23 protein-coding genes are annotated in these 21,993 nt (G+C 60.8%); 5 read left to right on the forward strand and 18 right to left on the reverse strand.

Annotation, left to right across the window (positions count from 1 at the left end; all coding sequences use genetic code 11):
- Positions 1-27 precede the first annotated feature (27 nt).
- The 13 genes from SSPSH_RS08800 to SSPSH_RS08865 form a co-directional block, all read right to left on the reverse strand.
- Entirely contained in the window at positions 28-531 is a 504-nt protein-coding gene (locus SSPSH_RS08800) for a chemotaxis protein CheW (RefSeq protein WP_006912615.1), read from the reverse strand.
- 35 nt (positions 532-566) lie between these two features.
- Positions 567-2,633, reverse strand: a complete 2,067-nt coding sequence (gene cheA, locus SSPSH_RS08805) for a chemotaxis protein CheA (RefSeq protein WP_006912616.1) — start codon at positions 2,631-2,633, stop codon at positions 567-569.
- A gap of 117 nt (positions 2,634-2,750) precedes the next feature.
- Positions 2,751-3,689, reverse strand: a complete 939-nt coding sequence (gene motB / locus SSPSH_RS08810; RefSeq protein ID WP_006912617.1) for a flagellar motor protein MotB — start codon at positions 3,687-3,689, stop codon at positions 2,751-2,753.
- Entirely contained in the window at positions 3,686-4,567 is an 882-nt protein-coding gene (motA, locus tag SSPSH_RS08815) for a flagellar motor stator protein MotA (protein WP_021031614.1), read from the reverse strand. The genes motB and motA overlap by 4 nt, the downstream gene beginning before the upstream one ends.
- A 123-nt stretch (positions 4,568-4,690) precedes the next feature.
- Positions 4,691-5,245: a flagellar transcriptional regulator FlhC gene (gene flhC / locus SSPSH_RS08820; RefSeq protein WP_006912619.1), complete on the reverse strand. Its 555-nt coding sequence runs from the start codon at positions 5,243-5,245 to the stop codon at positions 4,691-4,693.
- A 12-nt stretch (positions 5,246-5,257) separates the two neighbouring features.
- Complete coding sequence (gene flhD, locus SSPSH_RS18430; RefSeq protein ID WP_006912620.1) at positions 5,258-5,716, reverse strand: flagellar transcriptional regulator FlhD; 459 nt, start codon at positions 5,714-5,716, stop codon at positions 5,258-5,260.
- A gap of 346 nt (positions 5,717-6,062) precedes the next feature.
- On the reverse strand, positions 6,063-6,365 hold the full coding sequence (locus SSPSH_RS08830; RefSeq protein WP_006912621.1) for an EscU/YscU/HrcU family type III secretion system export apparatus switch protein: 303 nt from the start codon (positions 6,363-6,365) through the stop codon (positions 6,063-6,065).
- Complete coding sequence (fliK, locus tag SSPSH_RS08835; protein ID WP_152522772.1) at positions 6,362-7,495, reverse strand: flagellar hook-length control protein FliK; 1,134 nt, start codon at positions 7,493-7,495, stop codon at positions 6,362-6,364. Before fliK ends, SSPSH_RS08830 begins: the two co-directional genes overlap by 4 nt.
- A 43-nt stretch (positions 7,496-7,538) precedes the next feature.
- Positions 7,539-7,880, reverse strand: coding sequence for a flagellar protein FliT (gene fliT / locus SSPSH_RS08840; protein WP_006912623.1), 342 nt, complete (start codon positions 7,878-7,880; stop codon positions 7,539-7,541).
- Positions 7,881-7,884: 4 nt separating this feature from the next.
- Complete coding sequence (fliS, locus tag SSPSH_RS08845; RefSeq protein ID WP_006912624.1) at positions 7,885-8,331, reverse strand: flagellar export chaperone FliS; 447 nt, start codon at positions 8,329-8,331, stop codon at positions 7,885-7,887.
- 22 nt (positions 8,332-8,353) lie between these two features.
- Complete coding sequence (gene fliD / locus SSPSH_RS08850; protein ID WP_021031615.1) at positions 8,354-9,763, reverse strand: flagellar filament capping protein FliD; 1,410 nt, start codon at positions 9,761-9,763, stop codon at positions 8,354-8,356.
- Between the two features lie 591 nt (positions 9,764-10,354).
- On the reverse strand, positions 10,355-10,777 hold the full coding sequence (locus SSPSH_RS08860; RefSeq protein ID WP_006912627.1) for a hypothetical protein: 423 nt from the start codon (positions 10,775-10,777) through the stop codon (positions 10,355-10,357).
- Positions 10,774-11,148, reverse strand: coding sequence for a hypothetical protein (locus SSPSH_RS08865; RefSeq protein ID WP_006912628.1), 375 nt, complete (start codon positions 11,146-11,148; stop codon positions 10,774-10,776). The genes SSPSH_RS08860 and SSPSH_RS08865 overlap by 4 nt, the downstream gene beginning before the upstream one ends.
- A 131-nt stretch (positions 11,149-11,279) precedes the next feature.
- Between SSPSH_RS08865 and SSPSH_RS08870 the strand changes: the two genes are divergently transcribed.
- The 3 genes from SSPSH_RS08870 to SSPSH_RS08880 are packed head-to-tail and all read left to right on the forward strand — an operon-like array spanning position 11,280 to position 13,490.
- Positions 11,280-12,125 carry a uroporphyrinogen-III synthase gene (locus tag SSPSH_RS08870; protein WP_006912629.1) on the forward strand — a complete coding sequence of 282 codons (846 nt, stop codon included), beginning with the start codon at positions 11,280-11,282 and terminating at the stop codon, positions 12,123-12,125.
- A 38-nt stretch (positions 12,126-12,163) separates the two neighbouring features.
- On the forward strand, positions 12,164-12,610 hold the full coding sequence (locus SSPSH_RS17910) for a DUF3429 domain-containing protein (RefSeq protein WP_006912630.1): 447 nt from the start codon (positions 12,164-12,166) through the stop codon (positions 12,608-12,610).
- Positions 12,603-13,490 carry an alpha/beta fold hydrolase gene (locus SSPSH_RS08880; protein ID WP_006912631.1) on the forward strand — a complete coding sequence of 296 codons (888 nt, stop codon included), beginning with the start codon at positions 12,603-12,605 and terminating at the stop codon, positions 13,488-13,490. Before SSPSH_RS17910 ends, SSPSH_RS08880 begins: the two co-directional genes overlap by 8 nt.
- Positions 13,491-13,546: 56 nt before the next feature.
- On the opposite strand, the gene SSPSH_RS08885 is transcribed toward SSPSH_RS08880, so the two are convergent.
- A complete protein-coding gene (locus tag SSPSH_RS08885; protein WP_006912632.1) occupies positions 13,547-14,911 on the reverse strand; it encodes a 3-oxoacyl-ACP reductase in 1,365 nt (454 codons plus the stop codon).
- A 293-nt stretch (positions 14,912-15,204) separates the two neighbouring features.
- On the opposite strand from SSPSH_RS08885, the gene SSPSH_RS18710 reads away from it, so the two are divergent.
- Positions 15,205-15,420, forward strand: a complete 216-nt coding sequence (locus SSPSH_RS18710; RefSeq protein ID WP_021031617.1) for a hypothetical protein — start codon at positions 15,205-15,207, stop codon at positions 15,418-15,420.
- Positions 15,417-16,541 (forward strand): hypothetical protein, encoded by a 1,125-nt coding sequence (locus SSPSH_RS08895; protein ID WP_006912634.1) that lies wholly within the window; start codon positions 15,417-15,419, stop codon positions 16,539-16,541. Before SSPSH_RS18710 ends, SSPSH_RS08895 begins: the two co-directional genes overlap by 4 nt.
- A 10-nt stretch (positions 16,542-16,551) precedes the next feature.
- Here the strand turns inward: SSPSH_RS08895 and SSPSH_RS08900 are convergent, their stop codons facing one another.
- Genes SSPSH_RS08900 through SSPSH_RS08915 form a run of 4 tightly spaced genes read right to left on the reverse strand, consistent with a single transcriptional unit; the run spans position 16,552 to position 21,921 of the window.
- A complete protein-coding gene (locus SSPSH_RS08900; protein WP_006912635.1) occupies positions 16,552-16,830 on the reverse strand; it encodes an acyl-CoA-binding protein in 279 nt (92 codons plus the stop codon).
- A gap of 25 nt (positions 16,831-16,855) precedes the next feature.
- The gene (locus SSPSH_RS08905) at positions 16,856-18,157 is read right to left on the reverse strand and encodes an alpha/beta hydrolase (protein WP_021031618.1); all 1,302 of its coding nucleotides are present in this window, start codon (positions 18,155-18,157) and stop codon (positions 16,856-16,858) included.
- Between the two features lie 6 nt (positions 18,158-18,163).
- Positions 18,164-19,426 (reverse strand): EstA family serine hydrolase, encoded by a 1,263-nt coding sequence (locus tag SSPSH_RS08910; RefSeq protein WP_006912637.1) that lies wholly within the window; start codon positions 19,424-19,426, stop codon positions 18,164-18,166.
- Positions 19,423-21,921 carry an acyl-CoA dehydrogenase gene (locus SSPSH_RS08915; protein ID WP_006912638.1) on the reverse strand — a complete coding sequence of 833 codons (2,499 nt, stop codon included), beginning with the start codon at positions 21,919-21,921 and terminating at the stop codon, positions 19,423-19,425. Before SSPSH_RS08915 ends, SSPSH_RS08910 begins: the two co-directional genes overlap by 4 nt.
- Between the last annotated feature and the right edge of the window lie 72 nt (positions 21,922-21,993).

The raw sequence follows: 21,993 nt of genomic DNA on the forward strand, positions 1-21,993 counted from the left end.
GATGAACAACCTACTGAAAGATCACAGCTATGACGCGATGGCTTCGACGTCTTCGACGAGCGCGAGTTCGCGACTGCTCATCATTTGATCAATGTCCACCAGAATGAGCATGCGGTCATCGACACTGCCCAGCCCCAGCACATGCTCGGTCGATGTCGCCACACCGAAATCCGGCGCCGGCTTGATCTGCTCGGGCGTAAGCGTCAGCACATCGGATACGCTGTCCACGACCACGCCAACCACACGCTCACCGACGTTGAGCACGATCACCACGGTGTGCTGATCATAGGCGGCATTTTCCAGGCCGAATTTGATACGCGCATCGATAATGGGAACGATGCTGCCGCGCAGGTTGGTCACACCCTTGACGAAATCCGGCACGTTGGCGATTCGGGTCACCTGGTTATAGCCGCGAATCTCCTGAACCTTGAGAATATCGACCCCGTATTCCTCGCCGCCTAGAGCGAATACCAGCACTTCCATATCCGCGGTCGCATCACGCGGGGTTTCATTAGCAATGACTTCAGCCATGTCGTTTACTCCGTGTAACGTCCATGTATAAGGGATCAGGCGGGCGCTACTTGCCGCACCTGGGTTTCGCTCTGACGGCCTGCGCGGGAAAGCGCAACCACGTCGAGAATCAGCGCGACGCTACCGTCGCCAAGAATGGTGGCCGCCGAGATACCCACCACCTTGCGATAGTTGGTTTCCAGATTCTTGACCACCACCTGGCGCTGGCCGACGAGTTCGTCGACAAGCACCGCGAAATGGCGGCCTTCGCTTTCGATCACCATCACGATGCCGCGCAGCACATCCGTCTGGGCACCATCGATATCGAATACACGATGCATCTCGACGAGCGGCAGATATTCGCCGCGCACATACACGAGTTGCTTGTCCTGCGACACACGCTTGAGCTGGTCGGCCTGAACCTGCATCGATTCCTTGATGGCGCCCAGCGGCATGATGAATACTTCTTCACCGACGCGGATCAGCATGCCGTCCATGATGGCCAGCGTCAGTGGCAGCACGATACGAATCGTCGTGCCCTGGCCGGCCGCGGACCGAATATCGACATGCCCGCCGAGCTCCTGGATGTTGCGTTTGACCACATCCATGCCCACACCGCGCCCGGAGACGTCGGTGACCGCTTCGGCGGTCGAGAAACCCGGCGCGAAAATCAGCTGCCAGACTTCATCGTCGCTCATCGTGTCAGTGACCGATAAACCGTTCTGACGCGCCTTCGACAGAATGCGCTCGCGATCAAGGCCGGCGCCGTCGTCGGAAATATCGATGAGAATGCTGCCGCCCTGGTGCTGGGCAGCCAGCGTCAGCGTACCTGCAGCCGGCTTGCCGGCCGCCGTGCGCCGTTCCGGGGTTTCGATGCCGTGATCCAGGCTGTTGCGCACCAGGTGGGTCATCGGATCCATGATGCGCTCGATCAAACCCTTGTCGAGCTCGGTCGATTCGCCTTCCGTCACGAGATTGATTTCTTTACCCAGCTTGCGGCTGAGATCGCGCACCAGACGCGGGAAACGATTGAAGGCATAGTCCATGGGCATCATGCGCACGGACATCACCGCTTCCTGCAAATCGCGGGCGTTGCGCTGCAGCTGATTAAGGCCCTCGAGAAGCGCGCTATGCGCTTCGCTATCGAGCCCGCCGATGGTTTGCTCCAGCATCGACTGGGTGATCACCAGTTCGCCTACCAGGTTGATGATTTCATCGACCTTCTCGGTCGATACGCGCAGCGAACTGGATTCGCCGGCGGACTTCGCAGCGGCTTTCGGCTTGGCAGCCGGCGCCGCGGGCGTTGCGCTGGTCGGCGCCTTGGCCTCGTCTGAGGCAGCCGCGTCCTGCGCCCGGCTTGCGTGCTCTTCGGCAACGACCTCGCTCACGGCCTGGGCTACAACAGTCTCAGCTTGCGCAGCGGCATCCTCGGCCGCCGCGCCATTGAAATGCAGCTGGTCGGCATCGACAACGAAGCACAGCACCGATTCGATATCCTCGGCGCTGGCGTGCCCAGCTAGCGTCACTGTCAGCGTGTCGCCTTCGAATGTCTGACTTTCGATATCGCCGAACAGGCCAAGCTCTTCGACAAGTGCCGCGCATTTGCTTTCTTCGATTCCACTGATCGAAACCTGGCGTACCGCGCCTGCGGGCGGCGCAGACTCGGGTTGCGCAGCCTCGGCGGTTTCACTCGCAGCAGCCGCCGCGCCTGAATCGGCCGCCAGTGCACCGCTACCTTGTTCGTCGAGCGTTCGCAGACGTTGTGCCATATCGTCGAACGCCTGCTTGTCCGGCTCGGCCGAGGCACGATAAGCATCGATCTGGCCCTTGAGTACATCGCGGCACTCGAGAAACAGATCGACCGCTGTACGATCCAGCACCAGCTCACCGTGACGCGCGCGGTCCAGCAGGTTTTCCAGCAGATGCGTGGTTTCCTGCAGATGCGTGAACCCGAACGTTCCGGCACCGCCCTTGATGGAGTGCGCTGCCCGGAAAATCGCGTTCAGATCTTCACTGTCCGGCGTCTCGATATCGAGATCGATAAGCAGACGTTCCATTTCGTCGAGCAGTTCGTCTGCTTCGTCGAAAAAGGTCTGGTAGAACTCGGCGATATCTAACGTCATGCCTGGTTATTCCGCTGTCGCTCGTGGTCGAACCCGAAAACTGATGTCCTAGGACATATCGTTCGATCGAGACATTGCTTTAGGTTTCGATCGGATATGAATCGCAATTACACGTGATCAGCCGGATTTCGCGTCGGCCGGCGGCTCGTTCGCGTCCACCTTGACCATGCGCTCGTTGGCCCCGCTGTGCGTGTCGGCATCAGCGGACAGCGCCTGCGGGGGCGCCGCGCTTTCATCCTCGATCCGCATTTGCGCGTGTTCGTTTAGCACCAGGATGCTGATACGGCGGTTGGCTGGCGCGGCCGACGATTCCACGCCCGGCCGACTCGCCGTTGCAGCCGCGCCGATCACGCGCAAGAGCTTGTCGGCTTGCATGCCGCCCTTGATGAGCGCACGCCGTGCTGAATTGGCACGATCGGCCGAGAGTTCCCAGTTGCTGTAGCGGTGATCGCCGGAAGCAAAACGCAGATCGTCCGTATGCCCGGTCAGCGTGATCGGGTTGGGAAACTCGTTCAGCTTGGGCGCGATCTTGTAGAGCAAGGCGCTGATATAAGGCGCAAGCTCGGAACTGCCCAGCGCGAACATCGGCCGCTGCTTGGTATCGCTGATCTGTATCAGCAGACCGTCTTCGACCACCTTGAAGCTCAGCTGCGAGCTGACGTCGTCCAGCCTCGGATCGGACTTGATCATCGACTCCAGGCCGCTTTGCAGATCACGCAGGGGCCGATGGCTGGGACGGTAATTGGTAGCATTCGGCGTGGTCAACGAGACCTCCCCTTCCGAATGCATCGGATCGTCGCCGCCACCGGGAATGGCACTGTTGCTGGCGGAAGCCTTATCGCCGCCCATGATCGCCACCTTGAGCGGCGTACGAAAGTATTCGCTCATTTCCTTGAGCTCAGCCGAACTCAGCCCCGACAAGAGCCACATCACCAGAAAGAACGCCATCATCGCGGTCATGAAATCCGCATAAGCGATCTTCCATGCACCGTGGGTTGCGTGACTCGCCGCCTTCTTGCGGCGAATGACGATCGGCCGTCGATTCGGATCGCTCACGGCGCGGCCTGCGCTGTGCCGCCCGACTTGACGCTGCGCACATGCTCTTCAAGTTCGTTGAACGAGGGGCGCTCGCTGGAGAACAGCGCTTTGCGACCGAATTCGATCGACAGCGGCGGCGCATAGCCGTTGAGATTCGCCAGAAGCGTGACCTTCACGCTCTGCATGATCTTGACGACTTCCTCGACCTGCGATCGCACACGCGCCGACAGCGGGCTCACGAAACCGTAAGCAAGCAGAATACCCAGGAACGTACCCACCATCGCGTGCGCAATCAGCGGGCCGATTTCCGATGGATCGAGCGCCGCCGACCCGAGCGCATGGACCACACCCATGACCGCCGCAACGATACCGAAGGCCGGCAGTGAATCGCCCATGGCCGCCAGGCCGTGCGCTGGAATCTCGGCTTCGTGCTGGAAAGTTTCGATCTCGTGGTCCATCAACGCCTCGATTTCGAAGGCGTCCATGTTGCCGCTGATCATCAGGCGCAGGTAATCAGTCAGGAAATCCATGATCAGCTTGTCTTCGACAAGCTTCGGGTACGCCGAGAACAGCGTGCTTTCACGCGGGTTCTCGATATCCTGCTCGAGCGACATCATGCCGGACTGTCGCGCCTTGGCGAGCAGCAGGTAAAGCAGGGTCATCAGATCGACGCAGATCTCTTTGGAATACTGCGAGCCACGCAGGAGTTTCGGCAGCACACGAACGGTCGCGCCGATGCCCTTGCCGTTGTTGGCGGCCACGAACGCGCCGATACCGGCGCCAAAAATGATGACGAGCTCTGCCGGCTGATACAGCGCCCCCATATGCCCGCCGACCATGGCATACCCACCGAGCACGGACCCGATGACGATGACGTAACCCAAGAGTATAAGCACTGTCGCCTTCCCTGACTGGACATGGCCGTAAATACGGACCGGCAATCTCTAGGGAGTGTTAGCGGCCGACAGGCCAATAGCTTGAATGGGTCGATGCCGAGAACTGCGGTCGTTACCGCGCGCTTATTCCTTCGGCTTGCGACTTTTCGTCTTCTTGAGCGTTTTGCCCGCGCGGGATGGCGGCTGGCAAATACCGCAGACAAAATCCTGATCGAGACTGTAAGCGCGGTTCACGAACTTGCCTTTGCAGCGATTACACACCGACAGCATCATCATGTCGCTTTCGAAGAAGCGCACCAGCATCCAGGCTCGAGTCAAGCTCAAAACCGGCTTGCCATCCTCCTGTAACGGCGTCTGTTCGTTGTAAAGCCGATAAGCATTGACCACGGCTTCCATGCGACTGCGCTCCTTGCGCCGACGCAGGTAGCAGTAGGTGTTGTAAAACAGCGACGAATGAATGTTCGGCAGCCAGGTCACATACCAATCGGTAGAAAACGGCAGCATGCCCTTAGGCGGCGAGACCCCGTGGATTTCCTTGTACAGATTGATCAGACGACGCCGGCTGATGTCGGTTTCGGTCTGCAGCACCTGAAGTCGGGCACCAAGTTCAATCAGCTCGATCGCCAAGCCGATCTGCTTGGCTTCGTCGATGACGCTCTTGTTCGTCGTCGTATTCATGCGGCTCGTTAGCTACCCTTCACCACTGCCGCTTTTGCGTTCCGCTTCGCGGTCCGCCTCACGACGTGGCTGCTTGCGGCGAGCCGGCGCCTCCGTATCCCCACCACCGTCGCCTTCGCGGCGGTCGCCAGCGGACCGACGCTCGCCGCCGCGGCGATCGCTTTTACGCTTGTTCTGCGATGACAACAGAATGCCGGCGTGCAAGCGCCGCATATCGTCATCGCGCGGCGCATTGACCAGCGCAAACAGTTGTTCCGCGCTGTCGAGGGAGAAATGACATAGGAGTTGGTTGCACCGGGCGAGCTTGGCGAGATCTGCGACCGGGATCTGGCTCAGCAGATCCGCCATGTCTTCATCAATCTTGAGACGGAACATCGCCAATTCGCGATCAGTATTGATCAACCGCTGCATCAGAATCAGATAGGACAGATTCAGATCGCGAACATCATCGAGTAGATGCTCAACACTCATTGGTGCCTCCCCGAGAATACGCCGCGTTGTGCAAAGCGAACTCTTGAATTTCTGGCGATATCTCCCGCTCGAAAACTGTGGTTATCCTTTGCATCGACGCGTTGCCCTTTCGCGCCGACCGATAACACGCTATCAGCAAGGAACCCCTATTAACTTTGCCTTTACAAAAATGTCGCGCCAATTGCTTATTCCGGAACGCTATATTGTCCAAAATGCTACACGGCGTAGTAAAAAGCAAAAGCGCGCAGCGACGAACTGTCGCCGATAGACGACAGCCTATTATTCTATAATGGATTGTGCGCTATTAACACGACCGAAAATCGATCGCGCCGAACAGGGTTTGCGCTTAATCAAGCGATTGCGCGTCGGCTGCCGTTTCGAGCCGGTAAACCCAGGCCAGTAATTCGGCCACAGCCGTATACAGCTCGGGCGGGATGCGCTCATCGAGATCGACACGCATGAGTAGACGCACCAGCTCAGGCGAGCGATGCACGTGGAGACCGTGTTTTTCCGCTCGATCCATGATCGCCTGCGCAATATCACCGTACCCCTTGGCCACGACCCGTGGGGCATCATCCTGTTCGGCATAGCGCAGGGCAACGACGCCTGCACGATCATCGCCAGGCCGAGAACGATCGACCGCGCTCATAGGACATCAGCCTCGATCAGTTCGACATGCGCTCGGGTGAACCCGGCCTGTTCGAATCGCTCCTTCAATTCGCTTGTGGCGGGCGAAACCGCGGCCGCGCCCCGTGCGCTCGACGCGAAGGCATAGACCTCGATTCCACCGCTTGCGAGATTGAGTGCGACTTCAATCTTGCCCAGCTTGGGAAGGTCCAGATGCAGCCGCGTCGAAAACGACGCCTGCTCTTGCGAGGCCGTCTCGTCGCCTGAGTCTCCCTCATCGACGTTTTCGTGAATCTCCCAGTGCATGTCGACACCGGGCCAGGCCGCACCATGCCAGCGAAAGACCGGATTACTGAGTACATCGAGCTGCTGGCGTACGACAGAAAGCAGACGCTCGTCGACGACTTCGCCGCGCGCGCCATCACCGCGGGCGTTCGATGACGTGTCCTGGAATGTGCCGGGCGCGAGCAATGCGTTGGCGACCGAATTCGACAGCGTCTGTCGAGAGGTCGCCGGTACCGGTTGCCCCTGCGCCCTGGCCTCATTCGAGGCAGTCGTTTGCGGCTTTTGATTGTGCGGTTCTTCGAGCAGCTCCGCGAACGGGCGCTGCCCGTCGAACCACTTGCTCAGGTGCGATTCATAGAACAAACCGCTGTGCGCTACCTGCTGCCCGAGTATGGCCGCCAGAATAGGCGTTGCCGGTACGCGTGCTGCCCCGAAAAGCGCCGCGGCATGAGCCGGCGTCGTATGCGCAACCGGGGCATCCCGGCGCGCCAGAAGCGAGGCAATCAGCCCACCCTCGCGACTCAGCTGTGCACGCGCCGATTCACTGTGATTGCCGCCTTCACTGCGAGTGGCCGGCAGGTAACGCTGGCTGTGCGTGATCTCACGCATAGCCGGCTTGTCCGGGCCCTGGCGTGAAGCCGGGTTATTACCCGTTGCGATCTCACCATCCGCCGAGCCACGGCCACGCAAATTGTTTGCGCCCGTACCCGGCGTGGGCCGATCAAACCCATCGGTTCGCACGCGGGCCACGGGATCGACCGGACCGAGCGGCACATTGACCCGTCCGCCGGTAAACCGCGCCATATCCGCACGGCGCCCGAGCACCTGCGGCAACAGCGTGTCGAGCATGGGCGTGATCGTGCTCACAATGGCATCTTTCGCTAGGGCCTATCTCGCAGTGCGCACGGCACTAGCAAATGGCTGCCTTTTCGTAGGCCTTTTTGACACGACGCTGGGAGCGCGCCTGCGAAATAGCACCGGAAAGTTCGTCCATACGCAGTTGTAGCCGATCTCGCAGTTCCTGCTCGGTCGCTGCGATCTGTATCAGTACCGCACGCTTGGCTTCGCGAAACGCGTCGTTCACCGCGACGTCATATTCGATACTCATGAGCGTTTCCACCTGACACAGGTGTTCGCTCTTCATTTCCACGAGGTTTTCCCACTCGCCGGCGACCGCGATCTCGATCATTTTCTTGTTGAGTTCAAGAAGCGCGGCGTAGCCAGCGACGATATCCTGCTGCTGCTCATTCATGATCTCAGGCCTGCTGTAGCGAGGAAACGGGCTGCGGCGCTGCCACCGAGGGCATGCTCGGCACGTTGCCTATTTGCTTCCATGCCGAACCGATATCGTCGAGAAGCGTATCCACCTGGGCGATCAGCGCCGTATCGCTCTTGATATTGGCACGAATCAATGTACGGGTCATATAGTCGTAGAGGGCATCCAGACGCTCGGCGATTTCGCCGCCACGTTCGATATCCAGCGCGGCACGCAGACCGAGCTCGATGATATCGATGGCTTTCGACAACGCCTGGCCCTTGCCGGCCTGGTCGCTCTGGGAAATAGCCCATTGAGCACGCCCGAGAGCGCTGCGTGCGCCGTCGAACAAAAGCACGATCAATTGATGCGGGCTGGCGCTCATCGCGGCGGTTTCGACGCCGAGTGTCTTGTATGCGCTTGCCGCCCGGTTTGCATAAGAGGCCATGAGCGTTCCTTGCTATGAATGCCTAATCGCTCGATTGGTTGAGCGATGCGAATTGCTGGGTGAGGTAGTTGCTGGTCGAGTTGATCGACGCCATGATCGAGTCGAGCTGCACGAACTGTTTCTGGTAGCGCGCGATGGTCGAATCGATCGATTCCTGCTCGCGTTCCATGCTGTCGGTTAAATTATCAATACGGGTTTTCATCCCGTCGCTGGCCGATTGGAGCAGACCCTGCTCGCCGGCAACGGCCTCGAGCGTGGACACGAGCACCTTCGACAGACCGTCGTTATCGCCCGTGCCGCCCATTAGCTGGCCGATGTCGGCGAGGTTGTTTGCCAGAGCCGCGTCGAGCTTTTCGTCGTCGATCTCCATGGTGCCGTCGCGCTGCAGGCTGATGCCGATTTCCGCCAAACTGGAAAAGGCACCGCCGCTGATCGGCGTATTCAGTGCGCTACGCACGCGCGTCTCGGCGGTGCGGGCAGTGGAATCGCCCAGCAGAACGCCGCTGACCTTTTCTTCCGCGTCGAAAGCCGTGAGCTTGTCGGAGAGCGAATTGACGCTGTTATAGGCCTTGACGAATCTCTGCAAGGCCGATTTAACCGAATCGGTATCGCGCGTGGCTGTCAGAGCCTGCGGCTCGGTCGTGGTCTTGCTGAGCGTAAGAGTCACGCCCGCAATGGCTTCCTCGACACGATTGGTCTGGCTGACGATCGCAATCCCGTTCACCGAAAGCTTGGCGTCACGCGCGGCGACGGTCTCGCTCATCGCGCTGCTGCCCGCGGCGCTGTCATAGCTCAGCAGATCGCCCAACGGCGTCGAGCCGTCACCATTTGTCTCTGCCACGCTTACAGAAATTTGTGACGCCGTACCCGTGGTATTGGACGAGAGCACGAGTCGGTACGGCGTACCGCTGCCGTCGTTGACGATCGAGGCATTGACGCCGATATCGGCCGCATTGATGGCATCGCGGATACCGGACAGGCTGCTATCCGCGCTGTCGATATCAATATCGACGGTTTCGCTGACGTTACCGCCAGTATCCCCGAGAGACAGCGTAATCTTGCCGCCGTTACCGATCTTGTCGTCTACGCTGGCCTCGCCGGCGCTGACCAGTGACTGGCTGCGCGCCAGCTGATCGACTTCGATGCTGTAGCTGCCCGGGTCGGCCTTTTCGCCGGCAACCGCGGTGAATGCATCGCTATCGGTGGTGGTCTTCACACCATCGTAGAGACTCGCCTTGCCCAGGGCTTCGGCCGAGGTCTGGAAATTGGCGAGCGAACTCTGCAGCGTGCCGTAGGCCGACAGCTTGGTGTTATAGCTGCTCGCCTGTTTCTGCAACGGCACCAGGCGCTGCTGTTCGGAGCTTCGAAGTCCGTCCAGCAACGAACTCAGGTCCAGACCCGAACCGATTCCAAGTGAAGATGTGACTGCCATGGCGTACCTGCGAATAACACGTGCTCGATACAACGAGCTTGGTTGCAGAGCCTATCGGCGCCGGGGTGCGAATCCTTTAACGTATTACGACAATGACGGAATTTTTTTTCCGGCATGGCTTCGTGGCGTATGCGCGCTACGTTTCAGGGCGATGTAGACCACGTCCGCGCAGGCTCGTCGGCCTGCTGCCCCGCCGGGCACTCGATCGTTCGCGTGGTGTAGGTTCGCCCGCTTTCCCCACGACATATCGTTGCTCGATCCGGCTCGCCGTCGTAGCCATCGAGCCGATAGTTGTCGGGCACATAATTCGATGGCCAGTGCTCGCTTTCCGGATCCATATAGATCTGGATTTCCGGGCCCGAATGTCGATACCCCCCGCACGCATGGGGATCGTATCCACCGTGGCCGTGAACACTCGCCCGCGAACCGGCTGACGGTGCGCCTGCGGGCTGTGCCAAGAGAGGCGAGATACCGAGCGGCACAAGCGCGAGCATCAGCAGGCTGGCATACGCCGTCATGGAGTTTGACCGTTTCATCTTGGGATTAACGGCCCGATGCCTGCTTACTTGAGGCCACTCGCCGTTATCCGGATCAGGGCTTGTCAGACGGGCCATTACGGCCATTGTTCGAACCCTGTTTTTCACGCCATTCGTCGAGGCTCTCGCTGTGTTTCTTCGGCCCCGGCGCGAACAGCCCGGAGACCGTGCGGCCTAGATTGCGGTTGAAGGCACGCACGTTGTCGTAGACGCCTTCGCCGGTATTCTGTTTTCCGAACCAGCCGGAAATGGTGCGATGCGCGGTCTGCAATCCTACCGTGCCGGTATCGACCACCTGTTCGACGCTTTCCTGGCGGCGGCGAAAACGCTTTCTTGCGTCGACCAGAAGGCCCGCATCGCCGTAGCCGGCCGCCAGTACCCGAAAACGCGCGCGGGTGTCGGCAACCGCCATATTCAACCGTATGGCGGCCACGATCAGGGCGACGAAGGCAATGGATACGGCGACAATGACCATCATGAGCCGGTCGGATGGAAGATATCCAGATGCGCCTCGACCCCTTGAGATGCCAGCTGCTGTTTCATCTCCCGGGCAACAATTTCATACACCCGGCGTCGGATCATGCGCGGCGCCACGCCCACCAGGGCTGCTCCCCAGCGCGATCGCGCCCGGGCCAGGGTCATCGGATTGATGACCTCCACGATAATACGGCTGCCGCTGACCTCGGCCAGCACGCCGGCCAGCTCTTCGTTGGCATGTTCCAGATCGTGGGCGAGTTGGGAAATCTCGGCGTTAAGCGCGTCGAGACGACGGTACGCACGCCAGAGCAGATAGCCTACAACCGCCAAGGCTAGCGCGAAAACAATACTGATACCGACTGCAAGCGTCATGGACTGTCTTCCGGACCGTGCCAATAGTCGATGTCAGTGTGACGTGATCCATTGAGCGATGGCAACTGCCGTATGCGAGCGCGCTCGGTACACTCACGATATTGTCTTGATGCGCTGACTGGACCCGACACATGAGTAGCACGCGCGACGTACGAGATCTCGAAGGCCGTCGTATCGGCGTTCCGGAATCCCGCCAACTCGATCTGTTTGCCGACATGATCGAGCGGCGTGGCGCACAAGCCGTGCGCTGCCCGTTGGTCGATATCCGCGATACGCCGGATGAAGCGCATGTCGGGCGCTGGCTCGACGAGGTCATCGAGCACGGCCTCGACGACATGATCTGGCTAACCGGCGAAGGCGTGCGCCGGCTGCGCAGCTTTGCCGAGCGCGACACACCGGAACGCCTGACCCGCCTCGTCGAGCGTCTCGATCAGGCGCGCGCTATCACACGCGGGCCGAAGCCCGGACGAGAGCTGCGCGCGCTCAAGCTGCGCAGCGATCTTGCCGCGACCCAGCCAACCACGGCCGGCGTAATCGAAGCGCTCGCCGATATGGACCTTACCGGCCATCGGGTCGGTGTGCAGCTTTACGGTACCGACCCGAACCGACCGCTGATGGACTTCCTTGCCGATAAACAGGCCGAGATCCACGCGGTCGCACCCTATATCTATGCTGACGAAGCCGAAACGCCGCAGGTGCTGGATTTCATCGATACCATCGTGGCCGGCCAACTGGACGCCGTAGCCTTTACCAGCTCGCCGCAGATCAAGCGCCTTTACAAAGTGGCGCGCGCCAACGAACGCGCCGACGCGCTCACGCCGGCCCTGAACGGGCTTTGTGTGGCAGCGGTTGGCCCGCTCGTGGGCGAACGCCTCGAGGCCGAAGGCGTGCAGGTCACTCTCATGCCCGACAGTAACTATTTCATGAAGCCCCTGGTACGGGCGATGGTGGCGCACTTCAACGCGGCTTCCAGTTGAACGCGTAAGATCGCGTCTTCGTTCAATACGTTCCAACCATGGCCAAGAAACGATCCGCCCTGCCCGCTGCCTGCGCCCTCGGCCTGCTCGCACTGCTGCCCTTCGCGGCGGGGGTCTATTACGCCTACGATGGCTATTCGCTGAATGCGCGCACGGCGCTGCGCTGGCTGTTGCCCTATCTCGCCACAATCGTTGCCTTTATTGGCGGTGTGCAATGGGGGCGTATGCTCTCGGCCGGACGCGCCTCCGGGCTGGACATGACACTGGCCGTAGTCCCTGCCATCGTGGCTTGGGGCGCCTTGCTCACGGCGGCCCCGTGGCGTGCCGTCCTGCTGATCGTGGCCTTGCTCGCCGCCTGGCTCATCGACGAACACGGCGCCCGGCGCGGGTGGCAAAGCCGTGGCTTTCTACAACTGCGCCGACTGCTCACGTTGATCGTGACGCTATGCGTCGCCGCGATCGCCTGGCGGGTGACCGGTGGCTAAATCGCGCGATACCACGCCGCTGGGCATTACCGAGCATACGCTTGCAGCAGCCGATGACGGTTACTGCAAACTCACTGCGGTGCATGCACAAGGCGTTACAACAATCGCGCCCACGGTTTTGGTCTCAGGCATGTTCACCGGACGGCGATTCTGGCTATCGGACAAGCAGGTCGGCATGGCCGCGTATCTCGCGCGCCGCGGCTATCCGGCGTTCATCGTGCAACGCCGCGGGCTATCCGACTCGCCCCGGTGCGCCGCACGCGCGGGCCTCATCGACCACGTCAAATACGACCTGCCAGCCGTCCAGCGACAGGTCAGCGAGCGCTACGCGCAGCCGGCTTTCTGGATTGGGCATTCATTCGGCGGTGTGATGAGTGCGATCGCTTGTGCGCGCTATCTCGAAACGCAGTCGATCGCGGGTCTTGTGCTGTTCGCCAGCCAATTCGAGGTCGGCAAGCGCATGCTCGACTGGCCCGCCAATCGAATAACACGCGGACTGGCTTGGCTACTCGGTTATTTCCCGGCACGCGCGGCCGGTCTCGGCCCGGAGAACGAACCCACGGCAGCGCTGATGGATGCCACCCACTGGGTCGAAACCGGTCGGCGCCAGGCCTATCTGCGCGACATGCTGAGAGGCATCACGCAGCCGGCACTTGCCGTTTCCGGCGCGGCCGACCGTGTCGACCCGAGCGCGGGATGCGAGCGTTTCATTAGCCATTTTTCGAGTATCGACAAGCATTTCGAACGTGCCGGCACGGCCAACGGCTACAGCGTGGACTTCGACCATCCGGGGATCGTGGTGAGCAAGCCCGCACAGACCGAGGTGTGGCCGTTCGTTGCCGATTGGCTAGACAGCCGCGCAGCGGCGCGGCGGGCATAAAAAAGCCGGCCTGAAAACAGGCCGGCTCGCCATCTTTCGAGACGCGTCGAAGACGCTTATGCGCCGATCAGACTCTGGCCACACACGCGCAGCACGTTGCCGGATATACCGCCCGCGCCCGGCGTGGACAAGAAGGTGATCGCTTCTGCCACATCGCGCGGGGTGCCACCCTGCGACAGCGATGACAGACGCCGACCGCCCTCGCGTACACCGAACGGCATTTCGGCAGTCATCCGGGTTTCGATGAAGCCCGGTGCGACCGCATTCACGGTGACGCCGCGATCGCGATCGGTCTCGCCACGGCGTTCCACGAAACCAATCAGGCCGGCCTTGGTGGCGCCGTAGTTGGTCTGACCGCGGTTACCGGCGATACCGCCGATCGAGCATAGACAGATCACGCGACCGTGTTCGTTGATGACATTTTCGGTCGACAACAACTCGTCGACCTTGATGATGGCCTGCAAGTTGATGCTCATCACCATGTCCCAGTAGTGATCGGGCATGTTGGCAAGCGTCTTGTCGCGGGTCACGCCGGCGTTGTGGACAACAATATCCACGCCACCGAATTTCTCCTGGAAGAAATCGGCGATCTGACGCGGCGCATCATCGGCGGTGATATCCAGCGGCAAGGCCGCGCCGCCGAAACCAGCGACCGTTTCTTCAAGCGTGTCCTGATCCTGCGGAATATCCAGACACACCACGGTGGCGCCCTCGCGCGCCAGACGCTCGGCGGTTGCCGCGCCGATACCGCGCGCGCCGCCGGTGACCAGCGCCACCTTGTCCTTCAACGGCTGCGTCGCCGGCAAGGCCTCCGGCATACGTCCGGTCTTGGTCACGGTCAGCGGCTGACCGTCGACAAACGTGCTGTAGTCGGACAGTAGAAAGCGCAGCGGCGTCGCGACGCGGTCCTCAGCCCCCGGCTCTACATAAAGCATGTTCGCAGTGGAGCCCAACTGGCCGATTTCCTTGGCCAGCGAACGCACGAAGCCTTCAACGGCACGCGCCGCTGCAGCGGCGGATACGCTTTCCATCGCCGAAGGCAGGCTCGACAGAACGACGATGCGCGCGTTGCGCGTGAGCTTACGCGCAATCGGATGAAAGAAGTCATAGAGTGCATTCAGCTCGCCAACATCCGTCATGTTCGTGGCGTCGAACACCAACGCATCGAACTTCTCGTCGTCTGCCGGCGTCGGCTTATCCGCGCGTTGCACGTTCGCGCCGGCGGCCTCCAGCGTGGTGCCGATCGTTTCGATCACGCCCGCGTTAGCGGTCGCGCCGGTCAGAATCTTCTCGTTGTCGAGAAAGCGCTCCTGGTAAGCGCCTTCATCACGCGCAAGCTCGGTTGGCGTGGGCAGACCCAGCGTCTTGATGACGTTTCGAACCGTCGAGTTCGACGAGGCCCGGACTAGATAATCACTCATTTCGACTCCTCGATTGTATGGCGCCGACTCGGCCTCACAGCCGGTCATCGTGCACCGCAACATGATTAAGTTTAGGGTACCCACTTGTCAAAACAAGCCTCGTAACGCCCTATTTTTGGCAAATATCTCTTCCCGCATCCGGACTTTCGCCCGCACGGCGCCGATACGGGGCCGTGTTCGCTGCGCCCTGCGTGCGCACGCGCCTTGATGTAGCATCGTCCCGACATGGGTTTTTCGAGCGGCATGGCCGCTCGCGCATCGCGCCGGCGAATGGCGCGCGAGGCCTGGACGACATGACTCGTGACGACGATCGCCTGCCGCTGGATTCCCGCACTCAGGCCGTGATCGACGGCCTGCCGCCGGACGAACGTGAGCACCTGCAGATCTTGATGAAAAAGGCGGCCCGCCATCAGCGTACGATGCTCGAAAAAGCACTCGACGAGGCTGTCGGCATGGTGCCCGCGCCGCTACGAAAACGCGTGCAGAAACTATTCCTGGGCTCGTCATGAGAAATCCGGCCATACAGGCGGAGCTGGTCAAGCTCGCGCGCGTTCTGCAAACCGAAATCTCTGAACTCGAACATCTGGACTACCTCGAAGCCGAGCGTTTGCGCACCTTGCGCGAAGGCATAACAGAAGCGCTTTTCGAAAAATTTCGGTCGACGTTCACCGGCTTTGCGCGGCTGTCCTCGATGTTGCCATTGGCCATCAGTGCGCGTATTTCAGAACGCGTTCTGGGGCCGACGCTGTCGGGGCGAATTGCTGGTGAAATGCCACCTGAAAAAGCGATCGATCTGGCGGCGCGTCTTTCTGACAGTTTTCTGGCCGATACCTGCCTGCATATCGACCCGGTTCGGGCCAAGCCGATTATCGCCGGCTTCCCGGTGGATCGCGCGATCGCGATCACACGCCTGCTGCTCGAACGCGGCGAAATGATCACGATGGGCCGCTTCGTGGATGTCCTGCCGCAGCAAACGCTGTTTGCAGCAACCGACGCCATCGAGGATGAGAGCGATCTGCTGAAAATCGGCTTTTTCGTCGAAAACAGCGCCCAGCTCGATCGTGTCATCGAGCATCTGGATACGCGTCGACGCGAGGCGATCGTCACAGCCGCAGCCGCCGAAGGATTGTGGCCCGAAGTGATCGCAACGCTGCTACGCATCGGCCAAACGTCGCGCCTGGCGATGGCCGAACTGGCCATGGCACAGGAGGCAGCGATACTGGATTCGCTCATTCGTGCAGCGACCGAAGATGATTTGTGGCCAGCGTTGTTACAGATTGCCGATGAAATGCCGAGCAGCGTGATTGGCACGCTTGCCCATGAACCTGCCTTCGCGGAAGCGGCTGTGGTTCGCAGTGTGATCGACTCGGTCATAGCCAACGATCTCTGGACCCGGTTTCGCAACCAGACGCCCTCGATGGGTGCGACGCGTCTGGCCCGGGTGTTGGAGGTCGCAGCCGACGAGCGCAAACCGTTTCTGTGGGAACTGGACCGACGCCTGCACGAAGGGGACAGCGACCTCGCAGCACTGCGCGAAGCAAGCGCGCAACTCCCACCCGCAACGCGCGCTCGCGCGCACAACGCTTGTGCCAATGGACTCCTCGCCGCGACGCTCGCCGCCGACGCTTGAAACGCGGAACCTAGCCGTATTCGGCTTCGACTTTTTCCACCTCGGCAACGTACGCCTGCATCGCGTCTTCGCTGCTCTTGCCTTTCATGTCCGCCCAGGCTTGCCATTTGTAGCGCGCGATCGGGTTGAGCATACCGGGCTTTTTGCCCTGTACGTCGCCGTCGACCGCTTGGCGATAGAGCGCATACATCTTCAACTTGTATTCGTTCGACGGCTTGAAACCGCCGTCTTCAGGGGCGCTACGGACTTTCTCGACCGCCTCTTGAAAGCGGCTTTCCAGATCGGACATGTCAACAAGACTCCGTGGTAATGAGTTAATGCGTGGCCGACGTCAGACGCGGCGCGAGCCATTCGGCGATCGCGGCGTAGACATCGTCGTGATGTACGAGCGCAAAATGGTTCATGCCATAGAAAATACGGCCATCCTGATCGCGTGCGGTAAAGCGCCGGCTCGGCACGTCGGCATGGCCGACCGCACTGGACACCGGCACGAGCAAATCGCCGAACCAGCGGCCTAGCGGATCGTCACCGCGCCGGCCCAGCGTGGCCGCAACCAGAAAATGACCGACATGATCGGGCGAGGCGAGCGCTTCCGGCGGCGTGGGCGCCGGATCGGTATCGCGCTGCCAGTCCTCGTCTCGCAGATGCCCGTGACTGAGATCCTTGACGCCGGCACTGCGTATCTCGCCGATCGCCGAGAGCGGCTGTGTATAGGGCAGCCGGGTCAGCGTATGGGTAACCTGGCGGCCGAGTCTTTCAAGCGGGGCGCCGAGGTGCGGCGAACCCAGCAGAACCATATCGGTGAGCGCGTCGAGCCAATCGTGGCCAGCCTGCTTGCCGTAATGACAGGCGCTACGGGCCACCAGCCCGCCCATACTGTGGCCGACGATCGTCAGCCGTTCGATCGCTGCCGGATAAAAGGTATACAGCGCCTGCAACAAGGCGGCGAAATCGCGGCCGTTCTGTGAAATATGGCGACCGCTGTTGTAGCGCAGGCGCAACGCCGTATAGCCGAAATCGTGCGCCAGGCGCTGGCCGAAGTCGTCACGACCGGCCTGGCGCCATTGCTGGTCGTTCATGCCCAGACCATGCACCAGTATCACCACCCGCGATGTCGGCTCGTCAAGCGCAGCGCGCAGGCCCTGCGCCGACACCTCGATATCACGGCCGGCGTCATCGACAAGCGTCATGGCCAGCGCAAGCTCGTTGTCGCTGCGTTCGAGATAGTCGCCGAACGCGCCGTTAAGGGCGCTGTGTATACCCAGCGCCAGACGCTGCGGCATATCGCGCTTGCGCCCCGGCACCAGCGTCTCGGCCAGACCGGACGCTTGTCGTACGCCAAAGAAACTCAAGCGGCCGATATCGCGTACGCGACCGTAAACAAAGTCGCTGCCCCGGCCGATCGGCCGGGCAGGCGGGGCCAGACGACCCACGGCCTGGGTCACGGTCTGATGAATGCCGTTAACAATATTCACCGATCCGACGAAGGCATCCGACGCCATGGACAATCCGCCGCGCAACCATACGCCGCGATCGGCCACCGAGCGCCTGGCCAGCGGTTGATGAGTCGGTTCGGATGACTTGCGTTCGTGGGGCGGCGTTCTCGAATCAGACATGAGGGTTCAACCTCGACATTGCCAGGACAACGTGCTCAAAAGCTGGCCGAGCGCGAGCAGGTGGCCGCCGAGAATCGCCTTTCCGGTCACCATCAACGACGCCGCGATATCGCGATCCGGATCGGCCCAGCCCAGAATATTCATGAAACCCAGATGGCCGTATGCGTTGCCGGTCATTGGCCCGTACAAGCCGAACGGGTTCACGCCCAGCATCATCCCTTCGCTGTAGCGCATGGGGATCTTGAGAGTATGGTCGTAGCGCAGCCGTACCGCGGGCTTTATGGCACGTCGGATGGTGGCCGGCGCCATGATCTGGCGACCTTCGTAGACGCCACCGTCAAGCATCATCTGATAGAAGCGCGATAGCTCCTCGGCCGTGGCATAGAGATTGCCGGCCGGCACCACCGCGTCCATGAAATAGTCGCGATTTGAGACATCGACGACTTCGGCAAAATCGGCCGAAAGCGCTTGTTTGGCCAATAATGAAATGGGAAAGCGCACCGGCTGGCCGGCAATATAATTACGCGCTGCCCGCGCCCGCGACGACGATTCCAGCCCGAAGGTGAAATAGCGCATGTTCAGCGGCTGGCGAAATCGCGTGTCCAGATAGTCGGTAAACGCCATACCGGTCACACGCTGAATCACCTCGGCGAGAATGAAACCACCGGTAATCGCATGATAAGCCAGCCGCTTGCCACCCTTCTCGGCGGGTGCGGCACAGATCAACTCGATACAGCGATCCCAGTCGAGAAGCGTTTCCGGCCCCTTGTCAGCGGCGTTCACATGGAACATGGGAAAGCCGCCCTGATGCGAAAGCACCTGGGCAATGGTCGTGCGGTCCTTGCCACCCCCCGTAAATTCCGGCAAGTAGCGGGAGACGCGATCATCGAGATCGATACCGCCCTCTTCCGCCAGTTTGTGGACCAGCATGGCGGTGATCGCCTTGCTGGCCGAAAACAGACACACCGGCGTATCGGGCTCGGCCAGCCGTGCGTGCGGCCCGCGACTTTCACCCGGGCCGCCGCCCTGGGCATAACCGATCGATCGATTAAGCACGATCTCGCCACGCCGGCGAAGACAGAACGTCACCGCCGGATAGGCGCCCGTACGATAGAGCGCTTCCACGCTCGACCAGATCGAGTCGACCGCGTGGGCGGTGAGCCCCGCGGCTTGCGGGGCCACCTCGGTGGCTGCGTCGACTGCGGTTATTCCAGCCAGACTGCCGTCGCCCACTTCGACCAGTCGCGAGCCAAGCAAACTCCGGGTCATGAGGCGATACGCAGATCCGCCGGCCGGCCTTCAGCGCGCCGCGCCTGTTCGGAGAGCGGATTCGCGAGATATTCCTTGCTGAAGTCATCGGTCAGCAGCACGTCGTAGCGCAGACGATCGTATTCGCGAATCTGATCGGCCTGATCGGCCGACAACAGTTGTTTGGAGACCGCGTCCTGCAACTGCGTTTCGACCGTTTCGCCTTCGATCTCGCCGTGCTTCACGCCACGCAGGAATTCGCTGTAGAAGCTGTCCACTTCCTGGAGTTTCTCGAAAGCGGTCATCAGACGACCGGTGGGATCGTTTTCGCCGCGACCGATATACAGGTCATAGCTCATGCGTTTGCCGAACGGCGTATCCAGCTTCATGTTCAGCATCATGTCGCAAAGCGCCGCGTTCTGGCTATCGGTCGGGCCCGAGAAGCGCCGGCCGCTGGGCAGTGCAATCAGCTTGAGCACCGGACGCACTGCCTTGATCGGATAGTTGCGCACGAACTCGTGGAACGCATTTTCGATCTCGTGCAGGTGGTACTCCAGAGCCCAGGTCGCATGGACCTTGTCTTCGTCGGTACCGCCATTGACTTCGAAGCCCTTGAGTGTGGCGGACGCCATGTACAAGTGGCTGAGCACGTCGCCCAGACGCGCCGAAGTGGACTCCTTGAGCTTCAAGGCGCCACCGAGCGTGCCCATGGACAGATCGGCGCAGAAAGCCAGCGCGGCAGAGAAACGTTCCAGATGACGATAGTAGTCGGACATCGCATTGTTGACAGGTGATTTGGCCAACCGTGCGCCGGTGATACCCAGCGTAAAGCCGCGCACCGCCCGGTTGATCGAATATCCGATATGGGAAAACAATAGGCGATCGAACTCTTGCAGACCAGCGTTGAAATCCGGGTTATGCGCTGCTTCCATCTCGCTATAAACGTACGGATGGCAACGAATCGCACCCTGGCCGAACACCATGAGACTACGCGTCATGATATTCGCGCCTTCCACGGTGATCGCCACCGGCAGGGCCTGGTAAGCCGCCGCCAGATAGTTGCGCGGGCCCATGATGATGCCGCGCCCCGAGTGGATATCCATCGAATGATTGATGATCGTGCGCATCATTTCGGTGGCGTGATACTTGATCATCGCCGTAACCACGCTCGGCGTGCAGTGATCCACGCCCGAGGCCGTCAGATTACGCACGTTTTCGAGGATATAGGCATAGCCGCCGATTACGCCCAGACCTTCCTGTACGCCTTCGAAGTTGCCGATCTCGGTGCCGAACTGGCGACGGATACGCGAATACGCCGCGGTGATGCCATACATCCCTTTGCCGGTGGCCGTAGAAAGCGCCGGCAGTGAAATACCACGCCCCGCCGACAGACACTCGACGAGCATGCGCCAGCCCTTGCCAGCCTTGTCCGGACCGCCGATGATCGAATCGATCGGCACGAACACGTCCTCGCCCTGGATCGGGCCGTTCATGAACGTCGCACCTGGGAAATGACGACGGCCGATCTTCACGCCGGGCGTATCGGTGGCCAGCAGTGCACAGGTAATACCGTAGTCGACGGTTTCCGGATCGCCCAGCAGGCCATCCGGGTCCTTGAGCTTGAAAGCCAGGCCCATCATCGTCGCGACCGGCGCCAAGGTGATATAGCGTTTGTTGAAGTTCAGGGACAGACCCAGCACTTCCTCGCCGTCGACGGTGCGCTTACACACGATGCCGGTATCGGGCATCTTCGTCGCATCCGAGCCGACCTCCACGCCCGTCAGCGCGAAACACGGCAGTTCCTTGCCGGACGCAAGACCGGGCAACCATTTTTCCTGCTGTTCCTTGGTGCCGTAATGGGTGAGCAGTTCGCCCGGGCCGAGCGAGTTCGGGACCATCACTGTCACGGCTGCCGTAAGCGAACGTGTGGCGATCTTGGCCACCACGCAGGACTGGCCATAGGCCGAAAAACCGAGGCCGCCGTGCTCTTTGGGAATGAGCATGGCAAAGAAGCCGTTGCTACGGATGTAGTCCCAGACGTCTTCGGGCAGGTCCTTGAGCTCGAAGTTGACCTGCCAGTCGTCGATCATCGCGCACAGCTGCTCGGTCTCGTTGTCGAGAAACGACTGCTCTTCGGCGGTCAGCTTGGTCAGCTGAAAATCGTGCAGCTGCTTCCAGTCAGGACGGCCACGAAACATCTCGGCTTCCCACCAGACATCGCCGGCTTCCAGCGCTTCCTTTTCGGTCGGGCCCATTTCCGGGAGAATTTTGCGGAACACGCCATACAGACGTTTGGTCATCAATGCGCGCCGCAGCGGCACGATATTGAAGATAGCCAGCGGCACGCCGATCAATACAGCAACGACAGCCACACCGATCGGCCCAAGTACGCCGACAGCCCATAGCGCAGCCACGACAGCGACCGTTACGCCGGTAAATACCGGCAGCGATACACCGCGGTAGAGCAACGTCCAATACAGGCCAACCAGCACTAGTGCGACAATAACTGCTGTCATGACTTTAAGCTTCCGTCTTTGAACGGGTTGTCATCGCCGCCGCCGCCCTCATCTCTAGATAGCGTGACGGTA

This window comes from Salinisphaera shabanensis E1L3A, assembly GCF_000215955.2.
Taxonomy (GTDB): domain Bacteria; phylum Pseudomonadota; class Gammaproteobacteria; order Nevskiales; family Salinisphaeraceae; genus Salinisphaera; species Salinisphaera shabanensis.